The organism is Sphingomonas lacunae (genome assembly GCF_012979535.1).
GTDB lineage: Bacteria > Pseudomonadota > Alphaproteobacteria > Sphingomonadales > Sphingomonadaceae > Sphingopyxis > Sphingopyxis lacunae.
The window spans coordinates 264735-283672 of sequence record NZ_CP053015.1; the positions used below are offsets into that span (position 1 = coordinate 264735).

Below are 18938 nucleotides of genomic sequence, written 5' to 3' on the forward strand. Positions count from 1 at the left end.
CGCCTGAGACAGCCTCAATCAAGGTTGGGCCGCAACCAGCGCCGGGCCGTCCCGACATCAACGCCGCGCCGGGCTGCATAGTCCTCAAGCTGCTCTTCACCGACGCGTGCAACGCCGAAATACTCGCTTTGCGGGTGACCGAAGTAAAAGCCCGAGACGGCGGCGGTTGGCAGCATGGCGAAATTCTCTGTCAGGCTGAGGCCCGCACTGTTCCCCGCATCGAGCAGGTCAAACAGGATGGGCTTGAGGCTGTGTTCCGGACAGGCGGGATAGCCCGGTGCCGGGCGAATGCCGCGATATTGCTCACGGATCAGCGCCTCATTGGTCAATTGCTCACCCGGCGCATAGCCCCACAGGGTCGTGCGCACATGTTGATGCAGACGCTCGGCAAAAGCTTCGGCAAAACGGTCGGCCAGCGCCTTGGCGAGGATGTCCGAATAGTCATCCTTGTCGGCGCGGAAACGCTCAAGGTGCGGTTCCAGCCCGTGTATGCCAACAGCAAAACCACCGATCCAGTCACCGTCATGATCGATGAAATCGGCAAGGCACATGTTCGCCCTGCCCTCGCGCTTGGTGATCTGTTGCCGCAGGAAAGGCAGGCGGACATGGTGGAAATCACCATCAAGCCCGAAATGATCGCCAGGGAGCGAGGCGGTGATGCCATGGGTCCGCGCGGTCCATTCCTCTCCGGCAAAGGCCGGCATCTGGTCAGGATGCAGCGGCACGTGGACGATCACGTCATCGCCATCGCGGCGGCACGGCCACAGGCCGACGACACCGCGCGCGGTGAACCATTTCTCGTCAATGATACGCTTGAGCATCGCCTGCGCGTCAGCCCACAGCGCGGTCGCGCTCTCGCCCACCACCTCGTCGGTGAGGATCGCCGGGAAATTGCCTGCCAGTTCCCATGCGCGAAAGAAAGGCGTCCAGTCGATGGCCTCAGCCAGGTCGGCCAGATCCCAATCGTCGAACACATGCAGCCCCGGATGTTCAGGCGGCGGCGGCTTGTCGCTCATGTCGGCGACAAAGGCATTGGCCCGCGCATCGGCTAGGCTGAGCAATGCACTCTGTCCCTTGCCCTCGCGCACATCACGAACATGTTGATACTCCGCAGCGATCGCCCCGACATAATCCTCGACGCCGGTATCGCTGACGAGCGCCGTCGCCACTCCGACCGCGCGACTGGCGTCCAGAACGTGGATAACCGGACCGTCATAGGCCGGATCGATCCGCAGAGCGGTATGCACCTTTGACGTGGTCGCGCCGCCGATCAGCAGCGGAATGCTCATGCCCGCGCGCTGCATTTCCTCAGCGACCGTCACCATCTCGTCGAGGCTGGGGGTGATCAAACCCGACAGGCCGATGATGTCGGCATCATGCTCTTGCGCTGCCTTGATGATGTCTTGCCAGGGCACCATCACGCCCAGGTCGATGACCTCATAGCCATTGCACTGCAACACCACGCCGACGATGTTCTTGCCGATGTCATGCACATCGCCCTTGACCGTAGCCATGATGATCCGGCCCTTTGCGCGGGCACCCTCTTCCTTCTCCGCCTCGATGAAGGGGATCAGGTGGGCGACTGCCTTTTTCATGACGCGGGCCGATTTCACCACCTGCGGCAGGAACATCTTGCCTGAGCCGAACAGGTCACCGACGACATTCATGCCGTCCATCAGCGGGCCTTCGATCACCTCGATCGGACGGCCGCCACGCTCCTTGACCGCTAGGCGGGCTTCCTCGGTATCGTCCACCACATAGGCGTCGATGCCCTTGACCAGTGCATGTTCGAGCCGCTTGGTCACCTCCCAGCCGCGCCATTCCTCGGCCTGCTTTTCGGCGACCGCATCCTTACCCTTGAAGCTTTCGGCCAAGGCGATCAGCCGGTCGGTCGCGCCCTCGTCGCGGTTGAGGATGACATCCTCGCAGGCGGTGCGCAGCGCTGGGTCAATCTGGTCGTAAATGTCGAGCTGCCCCGCATTGACGATCGCCATGTCCATCCCCGCCGGAATGGCATGATAGAGGAAGACGGAGTGCATCGCCCGGCGCACCGGTTCATTGCCGCGAAAGCTGAATGACAGGTTGGAGAGGCCGCCCGAGACGTGGACATGCGGGCATCGCGCCTTGATCTCTCGCGTCGCCTCGATGAAATCTACACCGTAATTGTTATGCTCCTCGATGCCCGTCGCCACGGCGAAGACATTCGGGTCAAAGATGATGTCCTCGGGCGGGAAACCGATGCCGGTCAGCAGCTCATAGGCGCGGCAGCAGATTTCGACCTTGCGGTCCTTGGTATCGGCCTGCCCCTTTTCATCGAACGCCATGACAACGACGGCGGCGCCATAGGCCATGCACAGACGTGCATGATGAAGGAAGGCATCCTCCCCTTCCTTCATGCTGATGGAATTGACGATCGGCTTGCCGGGGACGCACTTCAGCCCCGCCTCGATCACGTCCCACTTGGAGCTGTCGATCATCACCGGCACCCGGGCGATGTCGGGTTCGGCAGCGATCAGCTTCAAAAAGGTCGTCATGGCCTGGTGCGCGTCGAGCAGCCCTTCGTCCATGTTGACGTCAATCACCTGCGCGCCATTTTCGACCTGCTGCCGGGCGACCTCGACCGCCTTGGCATAATCGCCGGCCATGATCAGCTTCTTGAACGCGGCGCTGCCAGTGACGTTGGTGCGTTCACCGACGTTGACGAAAGAGGTGGAGGATTGGGCCGTTGCATTCATTGTTCGTCATCCCCGCGAAGGCGGGGATCCATCTCCCCGCGCCGCGTCAAATTCAAAGGGCAAGAGATGGATTCCCGCCTTCGCGGGAATGACAATCTCAACTCATCAAAATCAGGCCGCCATGGTGAAAGGTTCGAGTCCCGCCAGACGCGTGCGCACCTCAGGCGTCGGGATCGCGCGGCCCGGCAGGCCTGCCACTGCCCGCGCCATCGCGGCGATATGCGCCGGGGTGGAGCCGCAACAGCCGCCGAGCACATTGACCTGCCCGGCATCGGCCCATTCCTTGACCAGCGCCGCCGTTTCCTCGGGCAGTTCATCATAGGCGCCCAGTTCGTTGGGCAGACCGGCGTTGGGATAAACCATGATCAGCGTGTCGCACAGGCCCGCCAGCGTGCGGACATGAGGGCGCAATTGCTGCGCGCCGAACGAGCAATTGAGACCGATCGTCACCGGCTTGGCATGGCGGACGGCGTGCCAGAACGCCTCAACCGTATGGCCTGACAGGTTGCGGCCCGACAGGTCGGTCAGCGTCATCGACAGCATGATCGGCACCTCGCGGCCAATCTCGGCCTCCAGTTGCTTGACCGCCATGATGCCGGCCTTGGCATTGAGCGTGTCGAACACCGTCTCGATCAGTATGAAATCGGCTCCGCCCTCGACCAGCGCCGCCGCCTGTTCCTTGTAGACGTCGACCAGATGGTCCCACTCGATCTCGCGATAGCCCGGATCATTGACGTCGGGGGACAGCGAAAGCGTCTTGTTGGTCGGGCCGATGGCACCGGCGACGAAGCGCGGGCGGCCATCCTTTGCCTGATATTCATCCGCCAAGCGCCGGGCGAGCTTGGCGCTCTCGACATTGATCTCCCGCACAAGATGCTCGGCACCATAATCGGCCTGGCTGATGCGGTTGGCCGAGAAGGTGTTGGTCTCGGCGATGTCCGCCCCGGCTTCCAAATAGGCGCGGTGGATCGCCTCGGGCACGTGCGGCGCGGTCAGTGCGAGAATGTCATTGTTGCCTTTCTGATCCTTGGCGAGACCGAGCGTGCCGGCATAGTCCGCCTCGGTCAGCTTCCAGTTCTGGATCTCTGTCCCGAATGCGCCGTCGGTGATCAGGATGCGCTCACGCGCGGCAGCAAAAAAAGTCTCTCGGGCGCTCATGCTGCAATGTCCTCAGGCTTGGCCACCGTCGGCCGCAGGCCCAGCATGTGGCAAATGGCATAGGCGAGTTCCGCCCGGTTCAATGTGTAGAAGTGGAAATTGCGCACGCCGCCGGCATAAAGGCGTCGACACAGTTCGGCGGCCACCGTCGCTGCGACCAATTGGCGAGCGGCAGGCAGGTCGTCGAGCCCGTCGAACAGGCGGGCGAGCCATGCCGGCACATCGGTTCCGCACATCACAGACATGCGCTGAATCGCCGCAAAATTGCTGACCGGCATGATCCCAGGCACGATCTCTGCATCTATTCCCGCCGCCGCTGCCGCGTCACGGAAACGGAAGAAGGTGTCGGGTTCATGAAAGAATTGCGTGATTGCGCGGCTCGCCCCTGCGTCGAGTTTGCGCTTGAGATTGTCGAGGTCGGACTGGGGGCTCAGCGCTTCGGGATGGGTTTCAGGATAGGCTGCAGCGGAAATCTCGAACGGCGCAATCTGCCTGAGACCGCCGATAAGGTCAGCCGCGGAGGCATAGCCTTCAGGATGCGGCTGGAATTTAGATCCTGCCGTCGGCGGGTCGCCGCGCAGCGCGACGATGTGACGCACGCCAGCATCCCAATAGGCCTGAGCCACTTCGGCAATCTCGGCCCTCGACGCGTCGACACAGGTCAGGTGCGCTGCTGCCGGAATTCCGGTTTCGCTCGCAATGCGCGCGACCGTCGCATGGGTGCGCTCGCGCGTCGTGCCACCGGCACCATAAGTGACCGAGACAAAGCGCGGTCCCAGCGGGCTCAGCGTCTTGATCGACTCCCACAGCGTCTCGTTCATCTTTTCCGTTTTGGGCGGGAAAAATTCAAAGCTGACGCCAATATCGCCAGACAAGTCGGCAAACATGGGAGAGGCCGCCGCTCGACGGGCTTCGGACGGGGAATTGGCGGTCGTCATGCCGCTACCTTTCTGTTCTGTTTGTCCAGCGGGTCGCGGACCTGATCGCTGCGACGGCGTCCCAGCCAAAGCTTGACCGTCAGTTCACCACCAGAGAGGGCCTCAGTGGTTTCAAGAATAAGACCTGAGGCGGCAAACCACCCGCGAATTTGGCCATCGGAAAAGCCGAGACGGACATGGGCAGCATCCCGCCTCAACTCCTCGCGGTCATGCGGCGCGAAATCGGCGATCAACAAATGGCCGCTGCCGCGCAGGACCCGCGCCGCTTCGGCAATCGCCAGATCGGGCATCGAAGCATAGTGCAGCACCTGATGCATGATGATCGAATCCACACTGGCATCGGCGAGCGGCAACGCCATGAAATCACCCTGCACCAGCTCCACCGGCAAACTTTGCGCGGCCAGATTGGTCCGAGCGATGCGCAACATTTCCGGGCTGCGATCAATCGCGGTCACCTTGCTGGCTGCGGGGCCCAATATCCCTGCCATGCGTCCGGTGCCTGTCCCGACATCCACCATGTGCCCCAGACGACGATTCCGCATCAGCGTGAGAATGGCGCGCTCCACCTCCTCCTCGGCCACATGCAATGAACGGATGGCATCCCATTCATTGGCATGGGCAGCAAAATAGCGCGCGGCAGCCGCCTCCCTTTCTGCCTGCACTGCGGCGAGCCGGTTCCTGTCCTGCTCGGCGATGCGCCGTTCGGCCGGTGCCAGTGGAAGCTGCCCTGCGAAACTCAGCAGGGCGGCAACCTGCGGATTGCGCGCCAGCCGCACAAAGACCCAACTGCCCTCGCGACAGCGCTCGACCAATCCAGCCTCTTCCAGGATCCTCACATGGCGGGATACGCGCGGCTGGCTCTGATCGAGCAGCTGCGCAATTTCTCCCACAGCCAGTTCGTAATGGCGTAACAGCGCAATGATTCGAAGCCTTGATGCGTCGCTGAGCGCGGCAAACAGGCCAAGCACCGAGTGCACAGGCGAATCCATGCCCTTCGATGGGGCGGGCCTGGACCCTGAACGGGATGACGCATTGCTCATTGGCAAAGATATAAACTTTTCTTTATATCCCGTCAATCGCTGGGCAGGCTTTGAAATCCACCGAAAATCCGCCTGTTTTGGTCAGTTCAGCCACAGCAGAGCGGTTTTCTCTACAAAATTGCTACGGATTATGTGCGAAAGGCATTGCGCCCGGCCAATCGACCTTTTAGATCATGTGGCGTTGGCCGGGAAGCGGCGCGTTCAGCGTGCGCTCTGACCAGCCAAGGATTTGCTCTTAGAGGGGTGTTCCCACATGAAGAAGATTGCTCTGTCGCTCGTTCTGGTTTCTGGCCTGGCCCTGGCTGCTTGCTCGAAGCCGGCTGAAGAAGCTGCTCCGGAAGCTGCTACCGAAGAAATGGCTCCGGCTGCTGACGCTGCTGCCACCGACGCTGCTGCTCCGGCCGCTGACGCCGCTGCCACCGACGCCGCTGCCGCTCCGGCCGCTGACGCCGCTGCTGCTCCGGCTGCTGACGCCGCTGCCGCTCCGGCCGAAGAAGCCAAGTAAGCTTCTTTCGCGTCAAGCGATTTAGGCAAGGTCGTCACCCGCGAGGGTGGCGGCCTTTCCTTTTGGCTGAAGCAGGAGCATGATCCCACCGCATGATGCCACCATATCGCTTTTTGCTAGCCGGCGCCCTGGTACTGGCACTTTCAGCCTGCGGCCGGGCTGACGAGGATCCGGCATCCGGAGGCCTGACGGTGGGCGAGTCGGAACGACTGGAAGAGGCCGCCGAGCGACTCGACCAGCGAGAACCATCCCCGGCTCGTGATGATTCGGTGGCATTCGAGCGCGAAATTCGTCACCGTCTCGAAACAGAGAATGCTGCAATCTCCGAACGATGAAGGCTACAGCAACCCTGTTCCTTCACCAGGTCTTGCGTCCTACACAGTCGATGCTAAGTATCCCGACCGAAGTAGCATTGGGCTCGGCACTTTTGCTCTGCCTGTACTACTCCAAGTTCCTTTCGGGAGAATAACCATGAAGTCGACTCTGACCCTGACTGTCGCTGCTGCTGCCCTGGCTCTTTCGGCCTGCTCGGAACAGGCACAGGATGCTGCCGAAGCCACGACCGAAGCTGTTGCTGAAGACACCGCTGCTGCTGCTGACGCCGCCGTTGATTCGGCTGCCGGCGCTGCTGACGCCACTGCCGCTGCCGCCACTGACGCTGCTGCCACCGCTGGCGACGCCGCCGCTGCCGCTGGCACCGAAGTGAAGAACGCTGCCGGTGACGCCGTTACCGCCGCTGGTGAAGCCGCCACCAAGGCTGGCGAAGAAATGAAGAAGTAAGCCAATTGCTTCTTTCCCGGCTTCGCGCCGGAGAAAAGGGGGGCGTGCCGCGAGGTGCGCTCCCCTTTTTCATTGCCAGCAAGGCGCCATTGCCCGCTGGCATCGGCCGGTTTGATGGCATAGGAACGGTAGGGTCCGGTGCAGACAGGGGAAATGGGGTCTCCTGGCGCCAGGGTCAAAAGCGAGAGTCAGAAACTCGCCGACAGGCTGAACGCTACGCAGGAGGAAGGAGTACCCCATGTCAGACAAACTCCGCACCATCGTGTTCCCCCTGTTCGACGGGATAACCCAACTCGATTTCACTGGCCCGGCCCAGTTCCTCAGCCGCATGCCGGGTGCCCGGATTATAACCGCCGCCCGTGACCTCCGGCCCATCGTCACTGACAGCGGCTTTGCCATAGTGCCCGGCACCAGCTTTGCCGATTGCCCACCCGCCGACATCATCTGCGTCCCCGGTGGTCATGGCGTCGCCGATGCGCTGGGTTGTAGCGAAACCATCGACTTCATCGCCAGCCAGACGGGGCAGGCGCAATGGCTTACAAGCGTGTGCACCGGTGCCTTTCTCCTTGGCGCCGCAGGTTGCCTGAAGGGCCGTCGGGCCACCACCCACTGGGGCTATACCCATTTGCTGCCAATGGTTGGCGCGGTCGCCACCGAAGGAAGGGTGGTGGAGGATGGCCCGGTCATCACGGCCGGCGGCGTAACCGCCGGCATTGATTTTGCGCTTACCCTGACAACCCGCCTGCATGGACAGGCCGTTGCGGAATCAATCCAGCTGGCGCTCGAATATGATCCGGCCCCGCCATTGCGCAGCGGTCACCCTTCGCGCGCGCCCGAACCGGTGCTTTCGGTCTTGAAGGCTCTTGTCTATGACGCCGCAGCCGATCGTATGCGCGCAGCCATCGCCGCCGGGGTGCAGGTCTAGCCCCGGAATTTGGGGCCACCAGCTCACCCGCCAACCCGCGGCATGGTGCGATGCAAGGCCCAGGCCGCCGCAACCCCGGCCAAAGCCCCGAAGATATGGCCTTCAAAGGATATACCGGCGCCGGCTGGAAGAAGGCCCCAAGCCAGACCGCCGTACAGCAGGACAACGGCCACCGCGATAAGCACATTGCCATAGCTGCGGTGGAACCATGCTCGAACGATGGTCAGGCTCCACAGTCCAAAGATCCAGCCGCTCGCGCCGATATGCACGCCGTCGCGGCCAAACAGCCAAAGCAGCAGCCCTGACAGGATGATGATGATCAGCGAGGCACGAATGAAATAGGCGACACCTTCGAGAAGGCAAAGGCCAGTGAGTGCGGCCAGCATGACGAGATTGTTGCCGAGATGACCCAGTCCGCCATGGATCCATGGCGTGGTCGCAATGGCATAAAGACTGGCCGGGTCACGCGGCCGTATGCCCAGCGACGACAGCCCACCACCCGAGAACATGTTGAGCAGGTGCACCAGCACCATGACACCACACAAACCGGCGAGCACCTTCAGCCGTGGACGCAGGTCTCGGCTGCTCCTTCCAGCCATCACAGTTTTGCCTCCCAAAAGGACCGTCACCCTTCCCTTGTTCCATTGACAGGAGGGTAAGCCAACAAAAAAGGCCGGAGGTTTCCCCCCGGCCTTGTCTGTGGTTGAGCACTTGGCCGAACGGCGGACCTTAGAAGTCCATGCCGCCCATGCCACCCATGCCGCCGCCGCCCATCGGCATTGCCGGCTTGTCTTCCGGCATTTCAGCGATGGCTGCTTCGGTGGTGATCAGCAGGCCTGCGACCGAGGCAGCGTCCTGCAGCGCGGTGCGGACAACCTTGGTCGGGTCGATGACGCCGGCAGCCACGAGGTTCTCGTAAGTGTCAGTGGCAGCGTTGAAGCCCTGCGTTTCGTCATTTTCGCGCAACAGGTTGCCAGCAACAACCGCGCCGTCATGGCCGGCGTTCTGGGCAATCTGCTTGACCGGAGCGGTGATCGCCTTGCGGACGATGTCGATACCGCGGGTCTGGTCTTCGTTGATGCCCTTCAGGCCTTCGAGAGCCTTGGTGGCATAGAGGAGAGCGGTACCGCCGCCAGGGACGATGCCTTCCTCAACCGCAGCGCGGGTAGCATGGAGGGCGTCATCGACGCGGTCCTTGCGCTCCTTCACTTCGACTTCGGTCGCACCGCCAACCTTGATCACGGCCACGCCGCCAGCCAGCTTGGCAAGGCGTTCTTGCAGCTTTTCGCGGTCATAGTCGCTGGTCGTGGTTTCGATCTGGGCGCGGATCTGCTCGACACGGCCCTTGATCGCGTCGCCATCACCAGCGCCATCGACGATGGTGGTGTTGTCCTTGTCGATCGACACGCGCTTGGCTTGGCCGAGCATGTTCAGCGTCACCGACTCGAGCTTGATGCCGAGGTCTTCGCTGATCATTTCACCGGCGGTCAGGATGGCGATATCCTGCAGCATGGCCTTGCGGCGGTCACCAAAGCCCGGAGCCTTGACGGCAGCGACCTTGAGGCCGCCGCGCAGACGGTTGACGACCAGGGTCGCCAGCGCTTCACCTTCAATGTCTTCGGCGATGATCAGGAGCGGACGGCCCGACTGCACCACAGCTTCGAGGATCGGCAGCATCGACTGCAGGTTCGACAGCTTCTTTTCGTGGATCAGGATGTACGGGTTTTCGAGTTCGACCGTCATCTTTTCCGGGTTGGTGACGAAATAGGGGCTCAGGTAGCCGCGGTCGAACTGCATGCCTTCGACGACATCGAGTTCGAAATCGAGGCCCTTGGCTTCCTCGACGGTGATCACGCCTTCCTTGCCGACCTTTTCCATCGCTTCGGCGATCTTTTCGCCGACGACCGTGTCACCATTGGCCGAGATGATGCCGACCTGGGCGATTTCCGACGAACCGGCAACCGGCTTCGAACGACCCTTGAGGTCTTCAACAACCTTGCCGACGGCGAGGTCGATGCCGCGCTTCAGATCCATCGGGTTCATGCCGGCGGCAACCGACTTCATGCCTTCGCGGACAATCGCCTGAGCGAGGACAGTGGCGGTGGTGGTGCCGTCACCGGCGGCGTCATTGGCCTTGCTGGCAACTTCGCGCAGCATCTGCGCGCCCATGTTTTCGAACTTGTCCTTGAGTTCGATTTCCTTGGCGACGCTGACACCGTCCTTGGTGATGCGGGGAGCGCCGAAGCTCTTGTCGATCACGACATTGCGGCCCTTGGGGCCGAGCGTGACCTTGACGGCGTCGGCGAGGATGTCGACGCCCTTGAGGATGCGTTCACGCGCGTCGCGGCTGAATTTGACGTCCTTGGCTGCCATGGTGGCTACCCTTTCCTATCTGGTGGTTGAGAGGCGACGGGATGCCCCGCCGCAAATTCCTGGATCAGTGAATTCCGGAGATGGCTTCAGCCAACGATACCGAGAATGTCGCTTTCCTTCATGATCAGCAGGTCTTCGCCGTTCAGCTTGACCTCGGTGCCCGACCACTTGCCGAACAGGATACGGTCGCCGGCCTTGACGTCGAGCGGAGTGACCTTGCCGTCTTCGGCCTTGTTGCCCGAACCAACGGCAACCACTTCACCCTCTTGCGGCTTTTCCTTGGCGCTGTCGGGGATGATGATGCCGCCAGCCGTCTTTTCTTCGGCTTCGACACGGCGAACGAGCACGCGATCGTGCAACGGACGGAAGCTCATGATTTTCCCTTTCCTTGTCGGAACAGAAGGGCCGGCGCCATCCGCGCCCGGCTCCCCCATTCACTGGACCTGAACATGATTAGCACTCACTGAGTGCGAGTGCCAACAGCGCTCCATTTGGCGACGCGCGCCGCAACGTCAAGGGGTGGACTCGACAAAAATCAGCAGTTGCGGCTCAGGCAGGCAACAGACCCAGCCGGGCGCGCATCGACCAACGGCTGAGTAACATGGCCGAAACCGCCACCAGCCCTGCCGCGAGGCCAATCCACACTCCGAGACCCTCCAAAGGCGTGAAAAAGCCAAGCCATATCGCACAACCATAGCCAACGACCCAATATCCGCTGACCGCCATGATCATCGGCGTGCGCGTATCCTGCAAACCGCGCAGCGCGCCCGCGCCCACAGCCTGAGCACCGTCGAACAGCTGAAAGGCGGCGGCGACAGCCAGATATTGCACTGCAAGCACGACCAACAGCGCATTGGCAGGGTCACTCGTATCGACATAGATGGACACCAGGGCCCGGGGGAACAGCCAGATGGCACATGCCGTCATCGCCATGAAACCGATACCGACGAACAGGGCGGTCCGCCCTGCCCGTGCAATGGCCATGTGATCGCGCGCGCCATAGGCCAAGCCAACCCTGATGGTGGCGGCCTGCGCAACGCCAAACGGGACCTGAAAGGCGATGGCCGCTATCTGCAGCGCCACCGTGTGAGCGGCCAGCTGCACCTCACCAATGCGGCCCATCAGAAAGGCGGCACCGCTGAACAGGCCCGCTTCAGCAAGGATGGTCAAGCCGATGGGACCGCCAATCCGGAACAGTTCGGAAAGGCGAGTGCGTTCAATCCGCCACCAGCGGCCAAACAGGTGAAAGCGGCGGAACCGCCTGTCGGTCTGAATGACGGCAACATAGGCAGCCACCATGACGAGATTGGTTATGATGCTGGCCACTGCCGACCCGGCCAGACCCATGGTCGGAAAGCCAGCGTTGCCGAATACAAGCAACCAGTTGCCGAGTGCATTGACCAACAGGGCGATCAGCGTGATGACCATGGCAATGGTCGCCCTGCCCATCGCAGATACAAATATCCGCAACAATGAAGCGATAAGCCCGGGAATGATGCACCACATCAACAGGTGCACAAAGCCTCCCGCCTCGGCCGCCAGCCGGGGTGGCTGGCCCGTCGCCAGCATGAACGGCTCTGCAAACAAGCACAGCAGCATCGCAGCAGCCCCCGCGATGAAAGCGAGCCAGAAACCCATGCGCATCGTTCGCCGCACTTCCCGCACCGCGTGACGGCGCTGGCCAAGTTCCGCCGCCATAACCGGCGCTGCAGCTCCGACCAGGCCACTGAGGCTCCACGTCAGCAAGCTCACGATCGACACGCCAAGCGAAGCTGCCGCCAAGGGCCCCGCACCCAAACGCGCGACAAAGATGACATCGACCGCATAGACCGCCATCTGCAACAGGTTTGCCGCAGCAAGCGGCCCGGCTAGGCGCAGTAAGGCGGGCAGCTCGCGCATGGTCCCATGGGCTGGGACGGGCCGGGATGGCATCGGGGACAGGCTGGAATCGGACATCGAAAGGCGGACGTTAGCGGCGATCCTGCGGAAAGCCAGCGCCAAGGCGATCCGCGCCGGCAAAATGCAAAGCCGCGCCCCCGCGCCTTTGCATTTTGCGGCTGCCAGCTATCGCAGACTGCAATTTCCTGAACCACAGCCCAAAGCTGCACCGCTGTTTTTGGCGATTTCCCCGGATTGGCCCGCTTCTTGCTGACCTGCTCTGCATGTTGAGCCCGACCCATCCCCTGGCGCGCCAGAGCCGCGCCCCGCACCGCCGCCTTGCCGATCATATCGGCAGCCGAGACAACCGTATTGACCAGCTACGACTGTATGCGGCTTTGGCGGTGGTGCTTGGGCACAGCTGGCATATTGCGCTCGGCCGTGATGCCCGCCCCCCTTTGCAGGACTGGACCATTTTCGGTTTCCACAGCCTGGCCGTCCATGTCTTCTTCTTCCTCTCCGGCCTGCTGGTCACAGAGAGCGCCCGTCGCCACATCAGCAAGCCTGTCAGCTATGTGCGAAAGCGCGCGCTGCGCATCCTGCCCGCGCTGATCGTCAACGCGATTGCGGTTCCACTCATCCTCGTCGCAGTGGGGGCATGGACAGGCGTTGGCCTGGCTGAGATGCTGCGTTACGCGCTTCGGCTCATCACCATGATGTCAGTGCAATATGAGCATCCCGGCGCCTTTGCTGGACTGCCATTTGATGCGGCGATCAACGGGTCAGTGTGGTCGCTGCGCCATGAGGTGATCGTCTATGCCCTGCTCATCGTCGCCAGCCTAGCCGGCGCGCTGGCGCATGGCTGGAAACGCTGGGCGTTCCTGGGCTTCCTGCTCGCCTATGTGCTCATTGGCCACGCCATCGCTCCCTTTGCCAAGGGCGGTGCACTCTATCTGCTCGCCGAGGGGCGGCATGTGATGTTCTCCTTCCTGCTTGGCGTGGCAGCGCACCAGTTCGCTGACAGGGTGCCGCTCAACCCGGTCGTCGCCCTGCCTGGCATTGCCCTGCTCTCAACCTCGATCCTGCTCGAAAACCGGATGCTGGCGGAATGCGGTGTAATCTGGCTGACCTGCGCCGCCACACTGCTGATCGCCTTTCCCCGCGGCAAGGCCATGCAACTCCCACATGATGTCAGCTATGGTGTTTACATCTGGTCATGGCCAATCCAGCAATTGACGGTGTTTTTCGCGCTCAACTGGTTCGGCGTCACGCTCTCGCCGATGGGCCTTTTCACCCTGTGCCTCGGCCCGCTGTTGCTGATTTCTCTCGCCTCATGGCTTTGGGTGGAGCGCCCGGCGCTGCGCTGGGCCCAGCGGCAGTGACAGGCGGTTTACACCGCCACTGCCCTGCCCTAATAACACAGCATGACTGAAACCAGCCCAGCCACAGCCGCCGCAACAGCCAGTGCCCCCCGCCCGATCCGCCGCTACACGACCGGAGAAGTGCTGCGCGGTATCTGGAGGATGCTGGTCGGCATCAAGGACATGCTGGCGCTGATCTTCCTGCTCCTGTTTTTCTTTGTCCTGTTCGGCATCCTGTCGGGCAAGCCCAATCCCGCCACCGCCTTTGACGAGGGCGCACTGCTGCTGCGCCTCGACGGCACTGTCAGTGAACAGCCGATTCCCGAGGATCCTTTCGCCGCGCTCAATGGCGGCGCGCCGATCAGGGAATATCGCCGGGCGGACATTGTCCATGCCCTCGAAACCGCGGCCACCGATGACCGGGTCAAGCTGGTCGTGCTGGATCTCGACCGGTTCATGGGCGGCGGTCAGGTGGCGCTGGGCGACATCGCCGATGCAATCGGCAAGGTGCGCGCGGCCAACAAACCAGTTCTGGCTTATGCCACCGCCTATAGCGACGACGCCTATCTCCTCGCCTCGCGCGCCAGCGAAATCTGGACCGAAACATCTGGCGGTGTGATGATCGCAGGGCCTGGCGGATCGCGCCTCTATTACAAGGGCCTGATTGACCGGCTGGGGGTCAAGGCGAACATCTATCGGGTCGGCACCTTCAAGAGCGCGGTCGAACCCTTCCTGCGCCCGGACCAGTCGCCCGAAGCGGAACAGGCCAGCCTCGCCTATGCCTCGGTGCTGTGGGAACAATGGCAGGAGCGGGTAAAGCGCGCACGGCCCAACGCCGCGCTCGATTCCTATATCGCTGATCCCGCCGCTGCCATGCGCGCCAATGGCAATGATATGGCCAAGGCGTCAAAGGCCGCCGGCCTGGTTGACCGCATTGGCACTCGGCTTGCCTTTGACCGGCGCGTCGCCGCACTCGCGGGCGCCAGTGATGATGACCGCCCGTGGAAGTACGACCGCATCAAGCTGGATGACTGGGTGGCGGCCAATCCGCCCGAGGAATCGGGCGAACGCATCGCCATTGTGCCCGTCGTCGGCACCATCGTCGATGGCCGCGCCGAGCCGGGCACGGCTGGTGGCGAAACCATCGCCCAGCACATTCTTGATGCCGTTGCCGACAGCAGCGTCAAGGCCATCGTCCTGCGCGTGGATTCTCCCGGCGGATCGGTCCTTGCCTCGGAACGCATCCGCTCCGCCCTGCTCGAAGCCAAGGCAAAGCGCCTGCCCATCGTCGTCTCGATGGCCAACGTCGCCGCGTCGGGCGGCTATTGGGTCGCCACCCCTGCCGACATGATTTTGGCAGAGCCGGACACAATCACCGGTTCGATCGGCGTCTTCGCCGTGCTGCCGACATTCCGGCAGGCGCTGGGCAATGTCGGTGTCACCACCGACGGCATTGCCACCACACCACTTTCGGGCCAGCCGGACATATTGGGCGGCACATCCCCAGCCTTTGACGCGCTGGCACAGGCCGGAGTGGAGGATATCTACGCCCGCTTCACCGGACTCGTCGCCACGTCCCGCAAACTTCCCATTGAGCGGGTGCGCGAACTGGCCGAGGGCCGCGTCTGGGCCGGTGCCACCGCGCGCCAGCTCGGATTGGTCGACAAATTCGGCGGACTTGATGAAGCGATTGCCGAAGCGGCAAAACTGGCCAAGCTCGATCCCGCCAATGTCTTTGGCGACTATTATGAGGAAGAACCCGACGGCTTCGCCCAATTCCTCGCGGGCATGGGCGGTCCTGACGAGGATGAGGGTGACAGCGCCGCACCCTCGGGCTGGTTCGGTCAGGTCGCCTGGCTGCGCGAAGCGCGCATGGCACAGGTCATTGGTGATGTCCGCCGCCTGATGGGCAGCAACGGTGTTCAGGCGGATTGTCTTGAGTGCGGAGACATGATGGCGCCGCGTGCCGCCACTGCGCAAGACAGGGCGATGATCTGGCGCCTGCTGGGGCTCTGAACAGGCACTGCGTGTCTGTTGGCGTCGACCTTTGGTTCAGCGCCGATAGGCCGGCAGGGCCAGCCCCTTGTGGATAGCCAGCGCCCTGAGGATGAATCCGGCCAGGGTCGCGATCAGCGCAGCAGGTTGCCACATCATGCCAAAGGCAAGCAGCGCGGCAAACAGCCCGGCACTGAGCGCGGCAGCCGTCACATAAAGTTCGGGGCGGATGATAATTGACGGGCGGCCCGCCAGCACATCGCGCAATATGCCACCGACGCAGGCCGTGATGACACCCATAAGCGCGGCCGGCAGCGGCCCGATGCCATAGGACAGGGCCTTGGCAGTACCGAATACGGCATAGGCGGCGAGCCCGATGGCATCAGCCCAGTCGAGCGCTCGATAATCGCCACGGGGGCCGGCCCACCAGCGTTCAGGCGTGAACCAGACCAAAAAAGCCATGGCAAGACAGGTCAGCGGAACCCAGTCCGCATGCACCCAGAACACCGGCGCACCGATCATCAGATCGCGCATCGTGCCGCCCCCCACCCCGGTGACCAGGGCAAAAAAGCTGAACGTCACCAGCGTCTGTCGCTGCCGTGCCGCTGCCAGCGCGCCGGACAGGGCGAATACGGCAGTGCCGACCATGTCGAGCAAGGGCAAAGCCTCAATGGCGACACTTGCCGCCTGCGACAGGGCGGTCATGGTTTCGGCCGGCAAGGGAGGAACTGAACTCATGCCGCCGTTTAGCGGCTCATCCGGCCTTGCAACAGGGGGGAGTGCGCGCCCATATGCGCTGTGTGAAGCAACTCAACGAAACCATGCTCGGCATTGCCGTCGCGCTTGCCGCCCTGGCGGGTTTGGTCGATGCCATTGCCTTCCTCTCGCTCGGCGGATTTTTTGCCAGTTTCATGTCGGGCAACAGCACCCGGCTTGCCATCGGTGCCGCCGGCAACTGGCAGGAAGCGGGCATTGCCGCTTCGCTGATCCTTGCCTTCCTTGGCGGCGTGATCGGCGGGACATTGCTCGGCCGTCGCATGGGCGCACGTCGGAAAGCGGTGACGCTGGGTGCTGTCGCAGCCCTGATCGCCCTTGCCGCGCTCATCGCCCATCCCGGAGACCTCTTCCCCGCCTTGCTCCTCGCCATGGCGATGGGCGCGGTCAATACGCTGTTCGAACGCGATGGCGAGGTAGCGGTTGGCCTGACCTACATGACCGGTACGCTGGTCAGACTGGGTCAGACCCTCGCCCGCTGGATCGACCGGGACCCAGACACCGCCATTGATGATTGGATGCGGCATCTGATGCTATGGGCCGGTTTCCTTGGTGGAGGCCTGACCGGTGTTGGCCTTTATTGGCGGATTGACCTGCACGCGTTGTGGCTGGCCGTCGTCACCGCTGCCGCCCTTGGCTGGTGGCTCTGGCCCCGTGCAAAGGGCCCGGTCAGGCCTGAGCCGGACGCGTTACCCAAAGTGGATGACGCCAGCAGCGATTGACCGGCCAAGTCACGCCCAGCCAAGTGCAGCCTTGCCCTCAGCCACCATCCGCGCCGGCATGTGCGGGAACATCGCCCGGGTGGTGAAATGGCCTTGCGCCACCCCATCTCGGAAATAGCACCAGTCAACAATCGCGGCAGGATCAATCTCGACCCGCTGCCCTTCGGCATAGGCCCTGTCGACCGGGCGATTACCGAGAATGCCGCTGATCCGCTCACCATTGCGCTCGATATCGAGCGCCCAGATCAGTTCACCATCCGGTTCACCGGGCTTCAGATTGACCTTCAGACCAAACTCGCTGTCGTCAGGATGGCGTGCATCAAAGGCGCTCCAGAACTGCGGCAGGCTGGCTCGCGCCTCCGCCTTGGCTGCCTGCAAGGCAGGGTCATCCTTGGGGAAAACAATGCCTGCCACGGGTTGCAATGAACGCCAGATCAGAACGGCAAGGACAAGGCCAATGACGACCAACAGAAATGTAGTCAGCGACATGACACAGATGATCCATGATTGAACAGGTCGATCATCCTGCCATGAAAATCCTTGCAGATGCTTACCGGTCACATCAGCCTTTGGTTCCGGCACCCCGAACACGAGCCTTGCGACGCCAAAACAACAAAACCACTCCCATCAATGATCCCGCAAAAGCGAGCGCGGCAAAGCCGATCAGCAACGGATGATGCGTATCCTCGCGTGTCTGCAAATCCATGATGTGCAGGCCCCACATCAGGTCGAACCAGCGCCACTGACCTGTCCGGACAGCCAGCACTTCCCCGGTCAGCGCATCGACATAGACATGCACACCATCGGCATAGCGGACTTGCCATGACGAACGGTCCCTGCGCAGTTCCAGCGGCGCATCAACGGCGGCAAAGGCACTCGCGCCGACCACAGCAGAAGGCTCGGCCAAGGCGGCATCCGCAATCCGCCGCGCCAACGCCGCGTCAATGCGGGGCAACATCCGCCCGCTTGCCACGCTGGCAGCCCGCGCATCGCCACCGGCAAAGCGAACGATCCATACCGGGCCATCGACCCGCTGGACCAGTTCAATCCGTTCGACCGGTCTGGCTTCGGTGGCAGGCAACACCGGCGCGGTGATGGCTGGCAATCGCGCAGGCTCCGACCGCAAATCCGTCCCGCGCACCTCTTCAATCGGCCGCGCGACCATCCACAGACCCGAAAATGTCCACAACAGCAAAGGCACGCCGATCAACCAGCCGAGCCAGATGTGCCAGCGGGCGAGGCGACGCATGGTGATCATCCGGCCAACACCTCTGCTAATCGGCCGGATAGAGTCGGCGCGTATGCATGACATTGATTATTTCGATCATCTGACTCACCGACCCGATAGACGAGGATGTAGTTGGGATGGAACACCGCTTCACGTGTGCCTTCAACCCGGCCCGCTCGGTAGGCGTGGGGAAAATGCGGCAAATTGCGTGAGCAGTCTAAGGCCTGTGCTTCGAGCCTGTCCGCCGCGCCTTCATCAAATTGCGAAATATAATCAACGATTTCGTCCAGCGCCTGCGCCGCATTTTCACGCCATACGACGGGCAGCACGACGACGTTTCTCACGACCTGCTGCCAATCGGGCCACCACCTCCTCATGCGGAATCAATGGACGAGTGTCGGCAAGCGAGGCCTCAACCTTGGCACGAAACCATGCGTCGTAGGCGGCGGCCTCTTCCTTGGTCTCGAACTCCGAGACGATGGGCGAGAGCTTGGTCATCGCCTGATCATGACTCCGAACGTCAGCT

Annotated in this window: 20 protein-coding genes; 7 read left to right on the plus strand and 13 right to left on the minus strand. The window is 62.4% G+C overall.

Annotated features, from left to right (window positions below):
- Positions 1-14 precede the first annotated feature (14 nt).
- The 4 genes from metH to GV829_RS01190 all read right to left on the minus strand — a co-directional run bounded on the left by metH (position 15) and on the right by GV829_RS01190 (position 5808).
- A complete protein-coding gene (gene metH, locus GV829_RS01175) occupies positions 15-2735 on the minus strand; it encodes a methionine synthase (RefSeq protein WP_169943441.1) in 2721 nt (906 codons plus the stop codon).
- A 111-nt stretch (positions 2736-2846) separates the two neighbouring features.
- Positions 2847-3893, minus strand: coding sequence for a homocysteine S-methyltransferase family protein (locus GV829_RS01180; protein ID WP_169943442.1), 1047 nt, complete (start codon positions 3891-3893; stop codon positions 2847-2849).
- On the minus strand, positions 3890-4831 hold the full coding sequence (gene metF / locus GV829_RS01185; protein WP_169943443.1) for a methylenetetrahydrofolate reductase: 942 nt from the start codon (positions 4829-4831) through the stop codon (positions 3890-3892). The genes GV829_RS01180 and metF overlap by 4 nt, the downstream gene beginning before the upstream one ends.
- Positions 4828-5808 carry an ArsR/SmtB family transcription factor gene (locus GV829_RS01190; protein ID WP_169947795.1) on the minus strand — a complete coding sequence of 327 codons (981 nt, stop codon included), beginning with the start codon at positions 5806-5808 and terminating at the stop codon, positions 4828-4830. The genes metF and GV829_RS01190 overlap by 4 nt, the downstream gene beginning before the upstream one ends.
- A gap of 316 nt (positions 5809-6124) precedes the next feature.
- On the opposite strand from GV829_RS01190, the gene GV829_RS01195 reads away from it, so the two are divergent.
- The 4 genes from GV829_RS01195 to GV829_RS01210 all read left to right on the plus strand — a co-directional run bounded on the left by GV829_RS01195 (position 6125) and on the right by GV829_RS01210 (position 8081).
- Positions 6125-6376, plus strand: coding sequence for a hypothetical protein (locus GV829_RS01195; RefSeq protein ID WP_169943444.1), 252 nt, complete (start codon positions 6125-6127; stop codon positions 6374-6376).
- 92 nt (positions 6377-6468) lie between these two features.
- The gene (locus tag GV829_RS01200) at positions 6469-6711 is read left to right on the plus strand and encodes a hypothetical protein (protein WP_169943248.1); all 243 of its coding nucleotides are present in this window, start codon (positions 6469-6471) and stop codon (positions 6709-6711) included.
- Positions 6712-6847: 136 nt separating this feature from the next.
- Positions 6848-7156, plus strand: coding sequence for a hypothetical protein (locus tag GV829_RS01205; RefSeq protein ID WP_169943445.1), 309 nt, complete (start codon positions 6848-6850; stop codon positions 7154-7156).
- Positions 7157-7394: 238 nt separating this feature from the next.
- Entirely contained in the window at positions 7395-8081 is a 687-nt protein-coding gene (locus tag GV829_RS01210; RefSeq protein ID WP_169943446.1) for a DJ-1/PfpI family protein, read from the plus strand.
- 23 nt (positions 8082-8104) lie between these two features.
- Here GV829_RS01210 and GV829_RS01215 read toward each other — a convergent pair whose 3' ends face one another.
- From GV829_RS01215 to GV829_RS01230, 4 genes are all read right to left on the minus strand, one after another.
- Entirely contained in the window at positions 8105-8680 is a 576-nt protein-coding gene (locus GV829_RS01215; RefSeq protein ID WP_169943447.1) for a rhomboid family intramembrane serine protease, read from the minus strand.
- Positions 8681-8810: 130 nt separating this feature from the next.
- Entirely contained in the window at positions 8811-10454 is a 1644-nt protein-coding gene (gene groL, locus GV829_RS01220; protein ID WP_169943448.1) for a chaperonin GroEL, read from the minus strand.
- Positions 10455-10540: 86 nt separating this feature from the next.
- Entirely contained in the window at positions 10541-10828 is a 288-nt protein-coding gene (gene groES / locus GV829_RS01225; protein WP_169943449.1) for a co-chaperone GroES, read from the minus strand.
- 175 nt (positions 10829-11003) lie between these two features.
- Positions 11004-12353: an MATE family efflux transporter gene (locus GV829_RS01230; RefSeq protein ID WP_246202939.1), complete on the minus strand. Its 1350-nt coding sequence runs from the start codon at positions 12351-12353 to the stop codon at positions 11004-11006.
- A gap of 263 nt (positions 12354-12616) precedes the next feature.
- Here GV829_RS01230 and GV829_RS01235 point away from each other — a divergent pair, with 263 nt between their 5' ends.
- Both GV829_RS01235 and sppA read left to right on the plus strand, forming a co-directional pair.
- Positions 12617-13714 (plus strand): acyltransferase family protein, encoded by a 1098-nt coding sequence (locus GV829_RS01235; RefSeq protein ID WP_169943451.1) that lies wholly within the window; start codon positions 12617-12619, stop codon positions 13712-13714.
- A gap of 42 nt (positions 13715-13756) precedes the next feature.
- Positions 13757-15709 carry a signal peptide peptidase SppA gene (gene sppA / locus GV829_RS01240; RefSeq protein ID WP_169943452.1) on the plus strand — a complete coding sequence of 651 codons (1953 nt, stop codon included), beginning with the start codon at positions 13757-13759 and terminating at the stop codon, positions 15707-15709.
- Between the two features lie 36 nt (positions 15710-15745).
- Here the strand turns inward: sppA and GV829_RS01245 are convergent, their stop codons facing one another.
- A complete protein-coding gene (locus GV829_RS01245; RefSeq protein ID WP_169947797.1) occupies positions 15746-16393 on the minus strand; it encodes a trimeric intracellular cation channel family protein in 648 nt (215 codons plus the stop codon).
- A gap of 95 nt (positions 16394-16488) precedes the next feature.
- On the opposite strand from GV829_RS01245, the gene GV829_RS01250 reads away from it, so the two are divergent.
- The gene (locus tag GV829_RS01250; protein WP_246202942.1) at positions 16489-17184 is read left to right on the plus strand and encodes a YoaK family protein; all 696 of its coding nucleotides are present in this window, start codon (positions 16489-16491) and stop codon (positions 17182-17184) included.
- 9 nt (positions 17185-17193) lie between these two features.
- Here the strand turns inward: GV829_RS01250 and GV829_RS01255 are convergent, their stop codons facing one another.
- From GV829_RS01255 to relB, 4 genes are all read right to left on the minus strand, one after another.
- Positions 17194-17673, minus strand: a complete 480-nt coding sequence (locus tag GV829_RS01255; RefSeq protein ID WP_169943453.1) for a DUF2314 domain-containing protein — start codon at positions 17671-17673, stop codon at positions 17194-17196.
- 73 nt (positions 17674-17746) lie between these two features.
- A complete protein-coding gene (locus GV829_RS01260; protein WP_246202944.1) occupies positions 17747-18442 on the minus strand; it encodes a PepSY domain-containing protein in 696 nt (231 codons plus the stop codon).
- Positions 18439-18756, minus strand: coding sequence for a type II toxin-antitoxin system RelE/ParE family toxin (locus GV829_RS01265; RefSeq protein ID WP_246202945.1), 318 nt, complete (start codon positions 18754-18756; stop codon positions 18439-18441). The genes GV829_RS01260 and GV829_RS01265 overlap by 4 nt, the downstream gene beginning before the upstream one ends.
- Complete coding sequence (relB, locus tag GV829_RS01270) at positions 18719-18910, minus strand: type II toxin-antitoxin system RelB family antitoxin (protein ID WP_169943454.1); 192 nt, start codon at positions 18908-18910, stop codon at positions 18719-18721. Before relB ends, GV829_RS01265 begins: the two co-directional genes overlap by 38 nt.
- Positions 18911-18938: the final 28 nt, after the last annotated feature.